Below are 16,461 nucleotides of genomic sequence, written 5' to 3' on the forward strand. Positions count from 1 at the left end.
GATGGGCTCGTTCGGGGGGAGGCGCCCTCAGGCACCCACGACGCGGGTCGCGCCCGCGAACGGCATGGAGTGGAGGGAGGCCACCCGAACGCCGGTGCTCGGGTTGGCCGCGTCGACGATCTGTCCGTTGCCGATGTAGATGCCCACGTGGCTGATCGGACTGTAGTAGAACACCAGGTCGCCCGGCTGGAGTTCACTCTTGGCCACCCGCTTCCCCACGGAGATCTGCGCACTTGAGGTGCGCGGAAGCGTCACGCCCACCTGCTTGTAGGCCCAGGAGGTCAGGCCGGAGCAGTCGAACGTCGACGGGCCAGCGTTCGCGTACCGGTAGGCGGACCCCACCTTGGTCAGTGCGGCCTTCGCCACCTGCTGGCCGACGGTGACGTCGGGGATGGACTTCTCCACCGGCACCCAGCTGAGCGCCGGGGCGGCAGCGGGGATCTTCGTCACGGCCGGCACGCTCGCCGTGGAGAACTGCACGATGTTGTTGATGACCCACGCCTTGGCCGAGGTGTAGGTGCCGGTGGCGGTCTCGATGGTGGTGGTCACCGCGTAGGAGCGGCAGGCGCCGCGGCCGGTGGCGGCGGTGTCGCACTCGGTCTTCCAGCGACGGCCGTCGGTGCCCGTCCAGCTGCCCGCCTGGGCGAGGGGATTGCTGCCCCAGGAGGCGCGGTCAGACGGGAGGTAGGTGAGCGTGTTGAAGACCCAGCCGTCGTGCGTGACGAACCGGCCCTGGTGGTTCACGACGCTCGTGGCCCAGATGTCGGTGCTGCATCGCACGACCTCCGGGGAATACATTTCACAGTTGGTGCGCCAGTAGCGGCCGTTGACCAGGTGGTGACCGGGCTGCGTGTAGACGCTGCCGCCGGCCGCCTGTGCGTCGCCTCCGTAGGCCACGCTCAGCGTCACGGCCATGACGGCCGCGACCAGGAGGTGGATCGCTCGCTTCAACATATGGGGGGTGCCTTCCGAATGAGTGACCCGGAGATAGTAGGCACCCGAACCTGAGAAATCCAAATCTGGTTCTCAGGAACATCTGTTTCATCGAAGAAGTAGCTGCTCGTCAGAGCCTGTTCAACTGGCTTTCACTGAAGAACTCTCAGGACTGCGTTCAGCACGAGGGGTTTCGCGCATCACTGCTGAATGGCCCCGTCCCCGGCGTACGATGTCACATGGAGTCCTACTGGTTTGCAACTCACCCTCCGAAGACTGATTTCACCGCTGCGTTCAGCGCCGGCGCCCACTACGACGTCGTCGTCGCCGGGGCCGGTCTCACCGGCCTCACCACCGCACTCCTCCTCGCACGCACCGGGCTGACGGTCGCCGTCGTGGAAGCACGCAGCGTCGGGGCCGTCACCACCGGAAACACCACGGCGAAACTGTCCCTGCTGCAGGGCTTGTCCCTCAGCGGCATCCGTTCACATCAGAGTGAGAAGGTGCTACGCGCCTACGTCGAGGGTCAGCGCGAAGGCCAGGCGTGGCTGGTGCGCTTCCTGGAGACCGAGGGCGTCGAGTTCCAACGCCGCACGGCCTACACCTACGCCACCACCTCCGACGGCGCGGGCAAACTGCGCAAGGAACTGGAGGCCTGTCAGGCCGCCGGCCTGGAGGAGGTCGTCTGGACGGACCAGACCGAGCTCCCGTTCGCCACCACCGGAGCCCTCACGATGCTGGACCAGGCGCAGATCCACCCCCTCACCGTCCTCGACGCACTCGCGGGTCAACTGCTCGCCCACAACGGCGTCGTGTTCGAGAACACGCGGTTGCTGAACGCTGAGGGCGATTCACCAGTGAGGGTCACCACCAACCGCGGTGAACTGACGGCCGGCCGGGTGGTGCTGGCCACCGGCACCCCGCAGCTCGACAGGGGCGGCTACTTCGCCAAGCTGGTGCCCTCGCGCTCCTACGCCACCGCGCACCGCGTCTCGAGCGGGCAGATCCCGCAGGGCATGTACCTCAGCGCCGACAGCCCCACCCACTCGCTGCGCACCCTCGACGACGGCCCGGAGCAGCTTCTGATGGTGGGCGGCCATGGCCACACCGTCGGCCGAGCAGATTCGGAGGCGGCCGCGCTGCAGAGCCTCGTCGCTTGGGCCGACTCGGTCTTCCCCGGCTTGGAGATGACCCACTCCTGGTCAGCACAGGATTACACCACCGTGGACCGCGTGCCGTATGTGGGGAAGCTGCCCGGCGGGCACGGCGACATCTTCGTGGCCACCGGCTACAACAAGTGGGGCATGACCAACGCTGTGGCGGCCGCGCTGAACCTCAGCGCCCAACTGCTGGGCGGTTCCATGCCCTGGGCAGAGACGCTCACGGACCGCGGCACCTCCGCCAGCGCCGTCGGCGAGGCGCTGAGCGCCAACGTGAAGGTGGCCGGGCACCTCGCCAAGGACTGGCTCCGCGGCGAACTCAGCTCGCTGCCCGACGACCCGCCCGCCGAGGGCAAGGGCGTCGTGGGCCGGCTGGACGGGAAGCCGGTGGCGGCCAGCACCGTCGGTGGTGTCACCTGCCGGGTCTCCGGGGTGTGCACGCACCTGGGGGGCGTCGTGCGTTGGAACGACGCGGAGAAGTCCTGGGACTGCCCCCTGCACGGGTCGAGGTTCGCGGCAGACGGCACCGTGCTCGAGGGCCCCGCGCTGAAGGACCTGGGGAAGGCCTAGGCTTCGCCCGGCTCCGCGCGGGGCGCTGCGCGCATCTTTTCGGCGGACGGCACGACGGGCACCTCGACAGCTTCGGGGTGTCCGTTCTCGTCGTGGCCCTTCCCGAACGGGAGGAGGTGCATGATCGCCACGAGGATGGCGCCAGCGATGATGCCGATGACTGCAGAGAAGAACGTGTTGATCAGCCAGCCGAGGAGGCCCCCGCCGACGGCCGCCTCAAGGTCGTGCACGAAGTTGTAGATGGGGTGGAACCCGAGGTCGTGCATGCCGACGAGCAGGATGTGGCCGCCCACCCACAGCATCGCGGCGATCCCGACGGTGGACAGCACGCTGAGCACCACCGGCATGGCCTTGACCAGGCCCTCTCCGAGGCGCTTCGAGTTGGGCTTCGCGGCGAGGTGGAGGCCCAGGTCGTCCATCTTGACGATGATGGCCACCACGCCGTACACCAGCACGGTGATGGCCAGCGCCACCGCCACCATGGAGGCGGCGCGCATCCAGAAGCCGAGATCCGTCACCTCGTTGAGTGAGATCACCATGATCTCCGCCGACAGGATGAAGTCGGTGCGGATGGCCCCGCTCACCATGGTCTTCTCGTGGTCGGCGCCCTTGACCAACGCCGGGGCCTTCTTCGCCTTGGAGTGGCCGGTCACCGATTCCCAGATCTTCTCCACGCCCTCGTAGGAGAGGTAGAGGCCGCCCAGCATCAGCAGCGGTGTCAGGGCCCAGTTCGCGAACTGGCTGAGCAACAGGATGGCGGGGAGGATGAAGACCAGCTTGTTGACGATGGAGCCCTTGGCGATCCGCCAGATCACCGGCAGTTCCCGATCAGGGGAGAAGCCCTGGACGTAGCGGGGGGTGACCGCCGTGTCGTCGACGACGACGCCCACCGCTTTGCTCGACGCCTTGGCGGCGGCCGCGGCCACGTCGTCGACGGAGGCGGCCGCAGCGCGCGCGATCGCGGCGATGTCGTCCAGGAGGGCTGCGAGTCCGCCGGCCATGGGTGCTCCTACTTTCGGGGTCAGTGACACCGCATTCTAGGCGGGTCAGTGTGTCAGCAGCGAGATCCAGCGCTGCAGGGTGGGCTCGAGGCGGCCGTGGATGCGTAAGGTGGCGACGTCGTCGCCGCGGGTGCTGCCGTCGTTGGCGATGATGACCTCCTTGCCCTCGCGGGCGGCCCGGCGGGCGAACCGAAGGCCGCTCATCACGGTGAGGCTGGAGCCCAGCACGAGCAGCACGTCGGACTCGTCGAGCAGCGCGTGGGCGGCGGCCACGGTGTCGCGATGGGCGTTCTCGCCGAAGAAGACGACGTCCGGCTTCAGCATGCCGCCGCAGGCCGGGCACCCTGGGTAGACGAAGTCCTGGGTGCGGTCCACCTCGGCGTCGCCGTCCGGGGCGGCCGCCGCGTCGGAGGCGAGTTGCTCGAGGTGGGCGGCGAACGAGGGGTTGAGCTGGAGGAACCGCTGCTGCAGCTCGTGGCGACTGATCTGCCGTCCGCACTCGAGGCAGAGGACCTGCGCAAGGTTGCCGTGCAGGTCGAGGACGGGGTGCGAGCCGGCTTTCTGGTGCAGGCCGTCGACGTTCTGCGTCACCACCCCGGTGAGCGGGGTGAGCCGGCCCATCCGGGTGAGCAGATGGTGTGCCTCGTTGGGCTCCGCTGAGGCGAACGAATGCCAGCCGACGGTGGAGCGCGCCCAGTAGCGACGCCTGCTGAGATCTGAGCCCACGAATTCCTGGAACATCATGGGGGAGCGGGGCACCGCGTCGCGGCCGCGGTAATCCGGCAACCCGGATGCGGTGGACATGCCCGCCCCCGTCAGCACCATGGTGGGACGCCCGCGGAACAGGTCCACGGCGGCCCGCAGGTCGTCGTCGTGCGACTGGCGCCCGAAGCTCCCCGTGCCCGGGCCCCAGGCGCCCGTGTTCGGGAGCACGACGGGACCGTCAACCGCGGTGCGGAACCAGCCACCCACATCGCGAGGAGTCATGGCTCAACGATAGTGGCCGACCCGCAACGTGCGGGCCGGCCACCATGGCTCAGAGTGGCGTCGGTTGACGTCACAGGGGGTTGCGGTCGTCAGAACGCACGTCCTCCACGGAGCGCTGCGTCTGACCCTTCACCTCATCGACGGCGTGCTGGGCATCGTCCTTCACGTGGCCGGTGCCCTCCTGGGCCGCCTCCTTCACGGAGTCGGCGGCCAGCTGCGCGGACGGTTTCAGGTTGTCCATGGCGTCCTGCGCCATCACCTTCGCCTCGTCCATGAGCGGCTGGGCCTTCTCCTTGGCCTGGCTGGCGAGCTCCTGCTCCGTGCGGCTGGACGGGATCAGCCCGCCGATGAGCGCGCCCAGCCCGAAGGCGATCAGCCCCGCGGAGATGGGGTTGCCCTGCGTGGAGCGCCGCACCTTGTGCGGGGCCTCCTGCACCTTGTGCGTGGCGTCGTCGACGGCGTGGGCCATCGTGTCGCGGGCGTCACCCACGCGGTCCTTGGCGTCGCCCATCATGCCCTCGTCGTACGGGTCGTAGGGAGAGCCGAACACGCGCTCCTTGAGGCCGCGGGCGCTGCCCTTGACCTTGTCCATCTGGCGCTGCGCCACCCGTGCCGGGTTGGCGGAGTCTGCCAGTGCGTTCACGTTGTTGCTGAGGTCGGTGCGGGTCCGCTCGATGTCGCGACGGATCTCTTCGGGGTTGTCTGTCATCGGTTCTTCTCCTCATGGCCGGTTGCGGCGGCGGGAATCTTGCTGACGGTCTCAGTGGTCTTCGGCAGACCCTTCATCTTGGTGAACTCGGACTTGCCGGTCATGGCCAGGATGAGGGCGATCACGAGATAGATCACGCCCACGATCAGGCCGGACCAACCCAGTGCCGGCTCCGCGTAGCTGCCGATGAGGATGGCGATGCCCCACCACGCGGCCAGCGACAGGAACAACAGACCGAGGTAGCCGGTGACGGCGGCACCCGAGAAGAAGCCTGCGCCCTTCCCGGCGCGGGTCGCCGACTGCTTGAGTTCGACCTTGGCCAGTTCCACTTCCTGACGGATCAGGGTCGAGGCGTTGTCCAGCGCGTCGCTGGCGATCTCGCCCAACGACCGCGGGTCCGCGTCTCGGCGGTACTGGCCGGCCTCGTCAAAGGCTGTCGCGGGCGCGTGGTCACCAGGCTGCGGAGCGATGTCGTCCGCATGGTGCACGCGCTGCGCCTGTTCGGGGGTGTGACTCATAGGTTCCCCTGCCACGGGTTGGGCTGCGCCCCCGGCCCGGTGGACAGGGTGGGGGGCACTTCGCGGCCGTAATCGGACGTCAGGGGCGTCTCGGCCGAAGTCGTCAGGGCATAGCCCGGGGCGTCACTGCGCGGATAGTAGCCGCTGGTGTCGCCGGCGAGCCGGGGCACGTCGTCATCCGAAGCCGCGTCCTTGAGTCCGCGGGAAAGGCGTCCGACGACGAGGCCGGCGCCGGCCGCGATGGCCAGGAACGTCCACGGGTTGCGCGACGCGTAGCGGCGCACGCTGGTCATGACCTGGTCGGGGTCGTTGTCCCGGAGCCACGAGGACGCACGGCGACCCCAGTCGTGTGCGTCACCCGCGAAGTGGGTGAGCGGGCCGTCGGTTTGGGTGTTCGCCGACATCACACCGAGTTCCTCGGTGAGCGCGTCGACCGTGTCCGCCAGCTTGGCTTGGAGCGTGTTCGCCTGGGACCGGAGTTCGCCGACACCCTCATCAAGGAGACGTCTGCCCTGGAACTTGGCCTCCTGGGCGACCTGCCCTGCTTCGAACTTGGCGGTGTCGAGGACGTCGCGCCCGGCCTCCGCGGCCGTGTCCTTGACGTCGCGGGCAGGGCCCTTCAACGAGTCTGCGGCCTGTTCGGTACGTCCTGGCGTCGTGGCGTCGGCGTCGAACCCGCGGTACCCGGAGTCAACGGGGACCTGGGGCTCGGTGGGGCGAGGCTCGAAATCGTGGGAGGACATAGGTGGGACTCCTCTCGTAGTGGTGCGCGGCTGAAGAGCCGTACAACGACGCTAGTTGGCTGCGGCCTCGACTGACAGGCCCCTAAAGGTGTGAATTCAGGGGTGGGGTGGGAGTAAAATCGCGCCCGCCCTTTCTCACCAAGCCGGCCCGATGCGGATATCTCCCAGGGGGTCGTCTATTTTTCTCCTATGAGTGCTGAGACAACCAGGCCCAGGAAGTTCTCCTTCGGGCTGCTGCCCCAGATCGTCGCCGCCATCGTGCTCGGCGTGCTGCTGGGCACCGTGTTGCCTGACTGGGTGACGCGCATCTTCGTGACGTTCAACGGACTGTTCGGACAGTTCCTCGGATTCGCCATCCCGCTGATCATTCTCGGCCTCATCGCCCCCGCCATCGCCGATCTCGGCCGCGGCGCCGGTAAGTGGCTGGCTATCACGGCCGGTCTGGCCTACCTCTCCACCCTGCTGGCTGGTTTCATGGGCTACGGCGCCTCCATGCTGGTGCTGCCCAGGGTGCTGCCGGCCGACGGCGCGCAGTCCCTCACCAACCCTGAGGAGTCACTGCTGGCACCCTTCTTCGAGCTGCCCATCCCGCCGCTCTTCGGCGTGACCACGGCCGTCGTGCTCGCCTTCGTGGTGGGCATCGCGCTCACGGTCGTGGAGGGCGGCGCACTGCTGCGCGGTTTCCGCGAACTGCGTGACCTGGTCAACTGGGTGATCGCCAAGATCATCATCCCGCTGCTGCCCATCTACATCTTCGGCATCTTCCTCAACATGACCCAGGGCGGCCAGGTGGCCACCGTCATCGTCACGTTCCTCGGCGTCGTGGTGTTCGTGTTCATCCTCACCTGGATCATGCTCGTGCTGCAGTTCCTGGTGGCGGGCGCCGTCGTCGGCCGCAACCCCTTCCGGATGCTGCTCAACATGCTGCCCGCCTACGCGACCGCCCTGGGCACCTCCTCGTCGGCCGCCACCATCCCGGTGACGCTGCGCTCCACGCTGAAGAACGGCGTGTCCCAGCCGGTGGCGGCCTTCGCCGTGCCGCTGTGCGCCACCATCCACCTGGCCGGCTCCATGATCAAGATCACCTGCTTCTCGATCGCCGTCATGATGCTGTCCGGCAGCGCCATCCAGCCCGGTCTGATGATCGCGTTCATCTTCATGCTCGGCGTCATGATGGTGGCAGCACCCGGCGTGCCGGGCGGCGCGATCATGACGGCTGTCGGCCTGCTGTCGTCGATGCTGGGCTTCACCGACGCCCAGGTCGGCCTCATGATCGCCACCTACATCGCCATCGACTCCTTCGGCACCGCCACCAACGTCACGGGCGACGGCGCCATCGCCGCCATCATCGACAAGTGGGTCCGCTCCTCCAAGAGCCAGGAACAGCTCGCCGAGGAGTCGGCGGCCAAGGCGGACGCCGAGGCGGTAGACGCGCTGGCCAGCTGAGCCTGACGCCGACGGCGAACGTCGCTTCCGTCAATCCGCCGGTGTGGTGAGATGGAGCCATGACGACACACGTTGATTTCTGGTTCGACCCCGTCTGCCCCTGGGCCTGGATGACCTCCCGCTGGATGCTCGAGGTGGAGAAGGTCCGTGACGTGAAGACCACCTTCCACGTCATGAGCCTCTCCGTCCTCAACGACGGTCGCGACCTACCTTCCGATTACCAGGAGCTCATGGACAAGGCCTGGGTGTCGGCTCGCGCGGCGCTGCTCGTCGAACAGCGCCACGGCTCTGAGAAGCTGCTCGAGTTCTACACGGAGATCGGCACCCGCTTCCACCTCAACGATGAGGAGCGCTCCCCGGAAACCGTCAGGGCGGCGCTCGCCGCCGTCGGGGCTGACGCCGACATCGTCGACATCGCCCGGACCCGCGACATCGACGACGACCTGCGCCGTTCACACCACGAGGGCATGGACCCGGTGGGCGACGAGGTGGGCACCCCGGTGCTACGCGTCAACGGCATGAGCCTGTTCGGACCGGTCATCTCGCCCGCGCCGAAGGGCGAGGAGGCGGGCGACCTGTTCGACGGTTTCGTGAAGGTCACCGCCTACCCCGGGTTCTTCGAACTGAAGCGCACCCGCACCGTCGGGCCCATCTTCGACTGAACCCGGGCCCGTTAGGGGCGACCCCGGAGTCGGCGGGCACAACCGCGTCACTATCTTATGGTTCATGACTTCGGTTCTCGTCGGGTACGCCACCCGCACCGCCTCCGCCCGCGACGTCGCACTCACCGTCGCAGATGTCCTTCGTGAGGGCGGCCACGACGTGCGCGTGGCCGACCTCAAGGACAAGCCCGCCGTCGACGGGGCCGGTCTCGTGATCTTCGGCAGTGGCATCAACGCCAACAACTGGTACTCCGAGGCAACGACGTGGGCCGCCTCCCATGCCGAGGCCCTGAAAGGCACCAGGGTGGCGGTGTTCAACACCTGCCTCAGCGCCCAGGACCCGGCCGCGCGTGACCAGTCCCTTGCGTACAACGCGCCGATGGTGGAACTGACGGGTGCGGAGGCCAGCGAGTCTTTCGCGGGGCGTTACGTCCCCGGGAAGGTGGGCTTCTTCCGCCGCCTGTTGATGAAGTCGATGAAGCACGGCGAGCAGGACCACTTCGACCCCGCCGCCGTGCGGGCCTGGGCGGTGACGCTCACCCCCTAGCCGCGGCGTCGAGGAACGCTGCCCAGCCCTCCGTCGTGCTGAGGCGTTGCGTGATGCCGAACTCCTGCTGCAGGGCGCGGGCGGCGTCGCGGGTGGTGGCGTCGAAGTCGCCGTGGGCCGGTACGTCGCGCCCGAAGACCCAGCGCAGCACGCCCTGCACGAGCGTCACGTGCGTGCGTGAGCCCTCGTTGAAGCCGAACGGTTCGTAGCCGCTGACGCCGTTGTCGACGTGGATGTGATTGTGGTGCTGCTCGTTGTAGCGGTAGGTGAGCGTGTAGTTGAAGTGCTTCGCCAACGACGCCGCCAACCGCCAGTACAGGGCGAGCCGCGTGGGGTCCTCCCCGTAGAGGTCGTAGCGGCAGGAGACCTCGGTGCCGTCCTCATGGGTGAGGACGCCGAAGTCGAACGCCCGGCCCGCGGCGTGCCAGGACCCGCACTTGTCGACGTGGGCGCCGTAGGTGGACACTGCCGCCAGCGCGCCCAGCCCGCTGACCGCCACCCAGTCGTCGGCCCAGCCCTGCAACTGCTCGACGAAGCGCGGGTCCGCGTTGAAGCTCTGTGGGGTGCCGGTGATCTCGTAGCGCAGGGGCGCTCCGCCGAGCGTGTCGAAGGCGGTCAGCGACTCAGGCGTGCGGCAGGCCACCGGCCCGTCCAGGGGCACGTCGAAGCCGGGGTCGAATCGCCCGCACGCTGCCAAGGGCAGCACCGCGGCGCCGAGGAGCAGCGCGCGGCGGGACGTCATGGCAGCCAGCGTAGATCCGCCGCCAAGCCCCCCGCCATCCGCCGGAAGTGCCGGCCGACCCTGACGTGCCTCAGGTGGCCCGCCGCGCCACGCGGAACCACCGGTAACCGTAGCCGTCGAGCGGCACCTCCAGGCCGCCGCCCTCGTGGTGGATCACGGCCTCGCCGTCCAGCAGGTCCTCCACCACGTCGTCGTCCCCGAAGACGTCCGTGAGGGAGACGACTGTGCCGTCGGAGGAGAAGTTGTGGAGCGCCACGACGGAGGAGTCGTCCAACTGCAGGCGGTGCGCAAGCACGGAGGGGGTCTTGTGGTGCTCCAGCACGCTGAAGTCGCCCCAGCCCAACTCGGGCCGCCGTCGGCACACGCTGATCAGGGTGCGGATGAAGGACCACAGCGAGCTGGGATCGTGCTCCTGGTCGGCGACGTTGACGTGCTCGGGGCCGAAGCCGTCGGCCACGGGCGGCTGGATGAGCTTGCCGGGGGAAGCGCTGGAGAAACCTCCGTTGCGCCCGCTGTCCCACTGCATAGGCGTGCGCACCGACATGCGCCCCTCGGCCGAGAGGTCCTCGCCCATGCCGATCTCCTCGCCATAGTACAGCGTGGGGGAGCCCGGCAGCGAGAACATCAGTGAGTAGGCCATCCGGACGCGGCGGGGGTCTCCGGCGAACATGGGTGGGAGCCGGCGCTTGAGGCCGCGGTTGTAGACCTGCATCTCCTCCTCGGGGCCGAAGGCCTCGAAGACCTCCTGGCGCTCTTGGTCAGTGAGCTTGTCGAGGGTGAGTTCGTCGTGGTTGCGCAGGAACGTGGCCCACTGGCAGGTGGGGTGGATCTCGGGGCGGTCCAACAGCGCCTTGATGAGCGGCGCCGGGTCCTCGCGGGCGAAGGACAGGTAGCAGGCCTGCATGGCGATGAAGTCGAACATCATGTGGAGCTCGTCGCCGCGGTCCTCACCGAAGTACTTCAGCTGCTCCTCGTGCGGCACGTTGACCTCGCCGAGCAGCATGGCGTCGCCCTTGCGGCGGCCCAGGAAGTCGCGGATGCCGCGGATCACGTCGTGCGGGTCCGTGTACTGGGTGGGCGTCGTCGTGGTCTCGGAGTTCTGCAGCAGGAAGGGCACGGCGTCGACGCGGAAGCCGTCGATCCCCAGTTCCAGCCAGAAGCCGACGGTGCGCAGGAGCTCGTCCATCACCTTCGGGTTGGCCACGTTGAGGTCCGGCTGGTGGCTGTAGAAGTGGTGGAGGTACCAGGTGCCGGTGCGCTCGTCCTTCGTCCAGATGCCGTCCTCCTCGCCGGGAAACACGACTTCGGCCGACGTGTCGCCCGGGTCGTCGTCGCGCCAGATGTAGTAGTCGCGGAACTTGTTGGTGGTGCTCCGACGCGACGCGACGAACCAGGGGTGCTGGTCCGAGGTGTGGTTGATGATGAGGTCTGCGATGACCCGGATGCCGCGGCTGTGGGCGGTGCGGATGACCTCCAGCAGCTCGCCGTGATTGCCCAGGCGTGGGTCGACGCCGTAGAAGTCCTTGATGTCGTAGCCGTCGTCGCGGTCCGGGCTGGGGTAGAACGGCATCAGCCACAGGGTGTTGACCCCGAGTTGGGCGAGGTAGTCGATGCGCTGGGAGAGCCCGGCGAGGTCGCCCACGCCGTCACCGTCGCTGTCCAGATAGGTCTCGATGTCCAGGCAGTAGATGATGGCGCTCTTCCACCACAGGTCGCTCGTATCGGTAATCCTCATGGGTCCATCGAAGCCAGGTCAGGCGAACTCTGGCAAGACCCGTGAGCCGAACTCCTCGATGAAAGGCTGCTGGTGCTGGCCCACGAAGTGGAGGTAGATGTCGTCGAATCCGAGTGCTGCGTACTCCTGAATCCAGGCCACGTGCTGGGCCGGGTCGTCGGAGATGCGCACCGCACGGCGGACCTCGTCGACGGTGATGTGGGACGCCGCCACGTCGAAACCCTCCACGGTGGCGATGTCCCAGGTCAGGGGTGCGCCCACCGCGTTGCCCGCCCACTGCTCGTGGGCGATGTGCTCCGCCCTCTCCAAGCTGGGGGCCCAGCTGAGGTGCAGCTGGAGCGCGAGTCGGCCCCTCCCGCCGGCGCCCCGGTAGGCGTCGATGACCCGGCGGAGGGAGTCGTGGTCCTGGTTCACCGTGATGAGGCCGTCGGCCCACTGCGCGATGCGCGCGGCCGATTCAGCCGAGACGGCCGGGCCGATGAGCAGCGGCCGTTCCTCAGGCCGGTCCCAGATGCGCGCGCAGTTCACGGTGACCAGGCCGTCGTGGGAGACCTCCTCACCGTCGAGCAGGCGGCTGATGATGCTGACGCATGCGTCGAGGCGTTGTTCGCGAACCTCCTTGCGCGGCCAGACGTCGCCGGTGATGTTCTCGTTCATCGCCTCGCCGCTGGCGAGCGCCGTCCAGAAGCGGCCCGGGAACATGGAGGCCAGCGTGCCGATCTTCTGCGCCATGACGGCCGGGTGGTAGCGCTGGCCCGGGGCGGTGACGCAGCCGAACGTGAGCCCGGTGGTGGCGAGCGCCGCGCCCAGCCAACTCCAGGTGTACCCGGAGTGGCCCTGCGCCGTGGACCACGGCACGAAGTGGTCTGAGCACATGGCCATCTGGAACCCGGCCTGTTCTGCGAGTTGAACGTCGGTCAGGAGCTGGCCGGGGGCGATCTGCTCGTGGGAGGCGTGGAAGCCGAGTCGCGTCATGGCCTCTAGTCCAGCCCATCCGGGGCCAGGGCGCAACGGTTTCGGCTACTTCAGGAGTGCCTCGCGGAGGGTGTCGAGGCCCACGGAGCCGAGGTCCAGGGCCCTGCGGTGGAACGACTTCACGTCGAACGCGTCGCCTCCCCGGGCCGCTGCCTCGTCGCGCGCCTGCTCCCACAGCCGCTGGCCCACCTTGTAGGACGGCGCCTGTCCGGGCCAGCCGAGGTAGCGGTCCAGTTCGAAGCGCAGGAACTCTTCGGCCATGTTGGCGTTGGCCTTGAAGAACTCCCAGGCCTTGGGCTCGTTCCAGGTGCCGCCGCCCCATTCCTCCGGCGCTTCCTTGCCCAGGTGGACGCCGATGTCGAGGACGACGCGGGCAGCGCGCATGCGCTGGGCGTCGAGCATGCCCATCCGGTCTCCGGGGTCGTCGAGGTAGCCGAGGTCCGCCATCAGGCGCTCCGCGTAGAGGGCCCAGCCCTCGCCGTGACCCGAGACCCAGCACGCGAGCCGGCGCCAGTGGTTGAGGAGCGCGGAGCGGTAGATCGTCTGGCCCAGCTGGAGGTGATGGCCCGGGACGCCCTCGTGGTAGACGGTGGTCTTCTCGCGCCAGGTGCCGAAGCGCTCGACGCCCTCGGGCACCGACCACCACATGCGGCCGGGGCGGGAGAAGTCGTCGGAGGGGGCGGTGTAGTAGATGGCACCGGTGTTGCTGGGGGCGATCATGCACTCGAGCCGGCGCACCGGGGCGGGGATGTCGAAGTGGACGTCCGCCAGTTCGGCGACCGCCTGGTCCGAGGTCTCCTGCATCCAGCGCTGGAGGGCGTCCACGCCGTGGAGCTGGCGGTTGACGTCGTCGTCGAGGCGCGCCATGGCCTCCTCCGGTGAGGTGCCCTCGCCGTAGAGCTGGAGGGCGACGTCGTCCTGCTCGGCGACGATGCGGTGGAGCTCTTCGCGGCCCCACTCGTAGGTTTCGTCAAGGTCGACACGGGCACCCAGGAAGTAGCGCGAGAACCGCTCGTAGCGCTCCCGGCCCACGGCGTCGTCCTTCGGGGCGTGGGGGGCGAGCTCACGCAGCGCCCCGGCGAGCCGGCCGTACGCCTCGCGGGCGACGTCAGCGCTGCGGAGCAGCGAGGCGGAGGCAGCGTCCGGCACCTGCGCGCCCTCGGCGAAACGGGTCCAGAAAGAACCGACGCCGGCCAGCTCCTCTGCCTGCTTGACGCCCAGCTCGATCTGGCGGAGCGCAGGGAACGGGCCGTCGGCGTGGGCAGCCGCGTAACGGAGCGATTCGATGTAGCCGTCCACCGCCGTCGGCACGGTGGCCATGCGCTGGTCGATGACCTCCCACTGTTCGAGGGTGTCCGTGGGCATCAGGTCGAAGATGTCGCGGATGCCCTGCAGCGGCGAGGCGAGGTTGTTGAGCGTGGCGTAGCTCTCGCCGGCGTCGTGGAGTTCGAGTTCGAGGCCGAGCCGCTCGTTCATGGCGGCGGCGGTGACCTCGTCGATCTCATCCTGCGGGGCGGTCTGCCGCACCTTCGCCAGCGTGGCGCGCGTGGCGTCGGCGAGGGCGTCGAGGCCGGCCGGGGAGAAATCGTCGAGGAGATGGTCCTGGCCGGGGATGCCCCAGTTCGTCGCGGCGATGGGGGAGAGCTTGGCCAAGGTCTCGACGTAGTCGTCGGCCATCTGGTCCAGGGGCGAGCTTGGTCGCGCGGGCGTTTCTGTCATGGATCCGACGCTAGCACCGGCCTCTGACCGTACGGCGAGGGGATCCTCACGGCTCAGGCGTCGGCGAGCATGTCCTTGACGAGCGGGACCACCTCGGTGCCGTAGAGCTCGATGGAGCGCAGGATCGCCTCGTGAGAGAGACGGCCGGCGGACACCTTGAGCTGGTAGCGGGTGGCGTCGAGTGCCTTCATGCCGTCGGCGATCTTGCGGGCCACGGTCTCCGGAGAACCCACCGCCATGGAGCCGTGGGCGGCCTCGTGCTCGAAGTGCTCGCGGCCCATCTGGCCCCAACCGCGCTCACCGCCGATGCGGCGGCTCTGCTCGAGCCACGCGGGGTAGAGCTGCTCCAGAGCCTCCTCGTCCGTCGGCGCCACGTGACCGTACGTGTGGTAGCCCACGGGCTGCGGCGCCTTGCCCAGTTCCTCGAGGGCCCGACGGTGCAGTTCGGCGAACGGCGCGAACCGGGCGGTGGGACCGCCGATGATGGCCAGCATGAGCGGCAGGCCGTGCGACGCGGCACGCACCACGGACTGGGGGCTGCCTCCCACGGCGACCCACGTCTTGAGCGGCCCGTCGGCAAGGGTGGGGAAGAGCTCGACGTCCTTGAGGGTCTGGGTGAGCTTGCCCTGCCAGCTGTGCCTGCCGCCTTGGATGAGTTGGGCGAAGAGGGCGAGCTTCTCCTCGAAGAGCTCCTCGTAGTCGGCCAGGTTGTAGCCGAACAGGGGGAACGACTCGGTGAAGGAACCGCGCCCCACCACGATCTCGGCCCGGCCTGAGCTGATGGCGTCCAGGGTGGCGAAGCGCTCGAACACGCGCACCGGGTCGTCGGAGCTGAGGACCGTGACGGCGGAGGCCAGCTTGATGTGCTGGGTGCGGGCGGCGATGGCCGCGAGCACCATCTCCGGCGAGGACACGGCGAAGTCGTCGCGGTGGTGCTCGCCGATGCCGATGGCGTCCAGGCCCACCTGGTCGGCGAGGATCCCCTCATCGACGACGTTGCGCACGACCTGGTCGTGCGGCAGCAGCGTGCCGTCGGCGGCCGCCGTGACGTCGCCGAATGTGTCGATGCCGAATTCAAGCGTTTCGAGGTCCATGCCCACTCCAACAATGTTTAGGGTTCAACTATTCCCGGAGTCTAGCCGATCAAGCGCCGGTGACCTTGGTGGGCACCCTGGACTCCTTTAGACTCGGCGCTGGCGACCCGCCCCGGACGACGGATCAGTACCCGGTGAAGACAAGACTGGCCCCCTCGCGTGAGGGCAGTGCAGAAGGAGTTGTGTCTTCATGGATTGGGTCATCCTGCTCGCCTCCGGTGTGATGGAGGCCGTCTGGGCCACCGCGCTCGGCCGCTCGAACGGGCTCCGGCGCCCCCTGCCCACCATGGTCTTCGTGGTGGCGTCCGTCCTCAGTCTCATTGGCCTCGGGGTGGCGCTCGACACGCTGCCGACGGGCACGGCCTATGCCGTCTGGACCGCCACCGGCGCTTCGCTCACCGTGATCTGGGCGATGGCCACGGGCGCGGAGCCGGCCAACGTCAAGAAGGTCCTCCTGCTGGTGGGCATCGTGACGTGCGTCGTGGGCCTGAAGGTGGTGGCGTGATGCGGCTGCCGCAGTCCTGGGCCTGGCCCGTCCTCCTGGTCAGCGCCGTCCTCGAGGCGGTGTGGGCCAACGCGCTGTCGGCCAGCGAGGGTTTCGCGAGGCTCGGGCCCACCGTCGTGTTCCTCGTGGCGGTGGCACTGTCCACCGTCGGCCTCGGGTTGGCGATGAAACACATCCCTACGGGGACGGCCTATGCGGTGTGGACCAGCCTCGGGGCGGTGCTCACCGTGACCTACGCCACCCTGACCGGCCAGGAGGAGATGTCCTGGCTGAAGGCGCTGTTCCTGGCCGGCATCGTCGCGTGCGTGGTGGGCCTGAAGCGGATGGATCGGGACAGCCCTCACTGAGGAGATCCTCGCCGGCCGATGGGCACTGCGCCGGGCTGGCATTCTTGGAAGCCCAGTCACTGAGAAGG

Annotated in this window: 17 protein-coding genes and 1 riboswitch; of the genes, 6 read left to right on the plus strand and 11 right to left on the minus strand. The window is 68.5% G+C overall.

Features of this window, described 5'->3' with window-relative positions; translation table 11 throughout:
* Window positions 1–27: 27 nt before the first annotated feature.
* On the minus strand, window positions 28–954 hold the full coding sequence (locus J7D54_RS00190) for a C40 family peptidase (RefSeq protein ID WP_182763062.1): 927 nt from the start codon (window positions 952–954) through the stop codon (window positions 28–30).
* A gap of 218 nt (window positions 955–1,172) precedes the next feature.
* Here J7D54_RS00190 and J7D54_RS00195 point away from each other — a divergent pair, with 218 nt between their 5' ends.
* Window positions 1,173–2,663, plus strand: a complete 1,491-nt coding sequence (locus tag J7D54_RS00195; protein WP_182763061.1) for an FAD-dependent oxidoreductase — start codon at window positions 1,173–1,175, stop codon at window positions 2,661–2,663.
* Here J7D54_RS00195 and J7D54_RS00200 read toward each other — a convergent pair.
* From J7D54_RS00200 to J7D54_RS00220, 5 genes are all read right to left on the minus strand, one after another.
* Window positions 2,660–3,664, minus strand: coding sequence for a DUF808 domain-containing protein (locus J7D54_RS00200; protein ID WP_182763060.1), 1,005 nt, complete (start codon window positions 3,662–3,664; stop codon window positions 2,660–2,662). The genes J7D54_RS00195 and J7D54_RS00200 overlap by 4 nt on opposite strands.
* Before the next feature lie 45 nt (window positions 3,665–3,709).
* Window positions 3,710–4,651, minus strand: coding sequence for a Sir2 family NAD-dependent protein deacetylase (locus J7D54_RS00205; RefSeq protein ID WP_182763059.1), 942 nt, complete (start codon window positions 4,649–4,651; stop codon window positions 3,710–3,712).
* A 70-nt stretch (window positions 4,652–4,721) separates the two neighbouring features.
* Window positions 4,722–5,360, minus strand: a complete 639-nt coding sequence (locus tag J7D54_RS00210; protein ID WP_182763058.1) for a DUF3618 domain-containing protein — start codon at window positions 5,358–5,360, stop codon at window positions 4,722–4,724.
* Window positions 5,357–5,878, minus strand: a complete 522-nt coding sequence (locus J7D54_RS00215) for a phage holin family protein (protein WP_182763057.1) — start codon at window positions 5,876–5,878, stop codon at window positions 5,357–5,359. Before J7D54_RS00215 ends, J7D54_RS00210 begins: the two co-directional genes overlap by 4 nt.
* Window positions 5,875–6,621, minus strand: coding sequence for a DUF883 C-terminal domain-containing protein (locus J7D54_RS00220; protein ID WP_182763056.1), 747 nt, complete (start codon window positions 6,619–6,621; stop codon window positions 5,875–5,877). Before J7D54_RS00220 ends, J7D54_RS00215 begins: the two co-directional genes overlap by 4 nt.
* A gap of 189 nt (window positions 6,622–6,810) precedes the next feature.
* On the opposite strand from J7D54_RS00220, the gene J7D54_RS00225 reads away from it, so the two are divergent.
* From J7D54_RS00225 to J7D54_RS00235, 3 genes are all read left to right on the plus strand, one after another.
* A complete protein-coding gene (locus tag J7D54_RS00225; protein WP_182763055.1) occupies window positions 6,811–8,067 on the plus strand; it encodes a dicarboxylate/amino acid:cation symporter in 1,257 nt (418 codons plus the stop codon).
* 59 nt (window positions 8,068–8,126) lie between these two features.
* A complete protein-coding gene (locus J7D54_RS00230; RefSeq protein ID WP_182763054.1) occupies window positions 8,127–8,729 on the plus strand; it encodes a DsbA family protein in 603 nt (200 codons plus the stop codon).
* Between the two features lie 64 nt (window positions 8,730–8,793).
* Window positions 8,794–9,276, plus strand: a complete 483-nt coding sequence (locus J7D54_RS00235) for a flavodoxin domain-containing protein (protein WP_076062142.1) — start codon at window positions 8,794–8,796, stop codon at window positions 9,274–9,276.
* On the opposite strand, the gene J7D54_RS00240 is transcribed toward J7D54_RS00235, so the two are convergent.
* From J7D54_RS00240 to J7D54_RS00260, 5 genes are all read right to left on the minus strand, one after another.
* Entirely contained in the window at window positions 9,266–10,018 is a 753-nt protein-coding gene (locus J7D54_RS00240) for an extensin family protein (protein ID WP_182763053.1), read from the minus strand. The two genes, J7D54_RS00235 and J7D54_RS00240, sit on opposite strands and share 11 nt — an antisense overlap.
* Before the next feature lie 70 nt (window positions 10,019–10,088).
* Window positions 10,089–11,753 (minus strand): alpha-amylase family protein, encoded by a 1,665-nt coding sequence (locus J7D54_RS00245; RefSeq protein WP_182763052.1) that lies wholly within the window; start codon window positions 11,751–11,753, stop codon window positions 10,089–10,091.
* An 18-nt stretch (window positions 11,754–11,771) separates the two neighbouring features.
* Window positions 11,772–12,728, minus strand: coding sequence for a TIGR03885 family FMN-dependent LLM class oxidoreductase (locus tag J7D54_RS00250; RefSeq protein WP_182763051.1), 957 nt, complete (start codon window positions 12,726–12,728; stop codon window positions 11,772–11,774).
* Between the two features lie 45 nt (window positions 12,729–12,773).
* Window positions 12,774–14,447, minus strand: coding sequence for a DUF885 domain-containing protein (locus tag J7D54_RS00255; RefSeq protein ID WP_182763050.1), 1,674 nt, complete (start codon window positions 14,445–14,447; stop codon window positions 12,774–12,776).
* Between the two features lie 53 nt (window positions 14,448–14,500).
* Window positions 14,501–15,541, minus strand: coding sequence for an LLM class flavin-dependent oxidoreductase (locus tag J7D54_RS00260; protein ID WP_182763049.1), 1,041 nt, complete (start codon window positions 15,539–15,541; stop codon window positions 14,501–14,503).
* Window positions 15,542–15,637: 96 nt separating this feature from the next.
* A riboswitch (guanidine-III (ykkC-III) riboswitch) is annotated at window positions 15,638–15,696 on the plus strand.
* Between the two features lie 35 nt (window positions 15,697–15,731).
* Here J7D54_RS00260 and J7D54_RS00265 point away from each other — a divergent pair.
* Both J7D54_RS00265 and J7D54_RS00270 read left to right on the plus strand, forming a co-directional pair.
* The gene (locus tag J7D54_RS00265) at window positions 15,732–16,046 is read left to right on the plus strand and encodes a multidrug efflux SMR transporter (protein WP_182763048.1); all 315 of its coding nucleotides are present in this window, start codon (window positions 15,732–15,734) and stop codon (window positions 16,044–16,046) included.
* Window positions 16,046–16,393, plus strand: a complete 348-nt coding sequence (locus J7D54_RS00270) for a multidrug efflux SMR transporter (protein WP_182763047.1) — start codon at window positions 16,046–16,048, stop codon at window positions 16,391–16,393. Before J7D54_RS00265 ends, J7D54_RS00270 begins: the two co-directional genes overlap by 1 nt.
* The last annotated feature ends 68 nt before the right edge of the window (window positions 16,394–16,461 follow it).

This window comes from Tessaracoccus sp. MC1865 (assembly GCF_017815535.1).
Classification (GTDB): domain Bacteria; phylum Actinomycetota; class Actinomycetes; order Propionibacteriales; family Propionibacteriaceae; genus Arachnia.